A 554-nucleotide genomic window follows, 5' to 3' on the forward strand; every position below is an offset into this window, starting at 1 on the left:
CCCCCACCCCCCCCCCCCCCCCATTTTTTTTTTCATGCAGCAGACGGCATACGCTATGTAGCTCCGTCTCGTTTGCTCTGAGTTGTGTATAAGAGACATTAAATATCCCATTGCAAGATAATGGATAACATCAGAACGGAGTGAGTTGTCCTATCTTGAACCCCCATGATTCATGTTAGTTTGTTTTCTATCTTTATAATTATTATCATCAAATAAAATGATTAAAAACTGGACAGTAACAACACAACCTGTAAGGAATGGGACGGATGGAATAATCGCAAGAGAGAAATACTTACTAAGCAAAAGTCACCCTAACCATAGACTTACCGAAAATATACTTTCATTAATTGGCTCACCGAATACAAGTAAAAGAATCTCTTTGATTGGTGAAGATCACAAATTAAAACAAAAGTATAAATCACGAAAAGGTGGTAGACCATTATCTTCATTTGCAATGGAGTTTTGTCTCACATTACCAAAAGGAATAAGACCAAATGAAAAACAATGGATAAATATCATTTCTTATATATGTAGAAGCATTTCCATTAGTTGTG

General features: G+C 35.9%; 1 pseudogene. It reads left to right on the top strand.

Annotated features, from left to right (window positions below):
* Nucleotides 1-217: 217 nt before the first annotated feature.
* Nucleotides 218-554, top strand: a pseudogene (locus ASV53_RS25905) (hypothetical protein); the annotation flags it as partial.

This window comes from Photobacterium sanguinicancri, assembly GCF_002265265.1.
Lineage (GTDB): Bacteria > Pseudomonadota > Gammaproteobacteria > Enterobacterales > Vibrionaceae > Photobacterium > Photobacterium sanguinicancri.